Source organism: Dellaglioa sp. CoH-56-MRSF-11, from assembly GCF_056782135.1.
In genome coordinates this window covers 1-282 of record NZ_JBXAYE010000098.1, presented here as the reverse complement: position 1 = coordinate 282, position 282 = coordinate 1, and the positions used below count along the sequence as shown (strand labels likewise).

The 282-nt window shown below is 56.7% G+C and carries 1 protein-coding gene; it reads right to left on the bottom strand.

Annotated elements, in window-relative coordinates; genetic code table 11:
• Positions 1-282: hypothetical protein (locus AC1RPT_RS07995; RefSeq protein ID WP_481763021.1), on the bottom strand; the 282-nt coding region annotated here is incomplete at both ends.

The following is a 282-nucleotide window of genomic DNA, read 5'->3' as shown; positions in this document are numbered from 1 at the left end:
CGTCAGACCATCGTCTTCCAGATCAGGCTTCACGTGTTCTTCGTCACCCAACATATCGAGCGCCGAAGCATGCGAGTTACGCACTTCAACCGGCTTGTCCTTCAGTTGATTGGCGATGGTCAGGATTGCCTTAGCGTAGTCCACACCGTGCGAAGCAAACACGCGACGAATCAGCTTGTCTGCATTACGCACACCGGCCGCCGCAAATTCGTCTTCGAGTGCAGCACGCAGTTCGTTGCGCACGTCCTTGAAGTAGCCAGCACGGTTGATGCCGACCGCCGC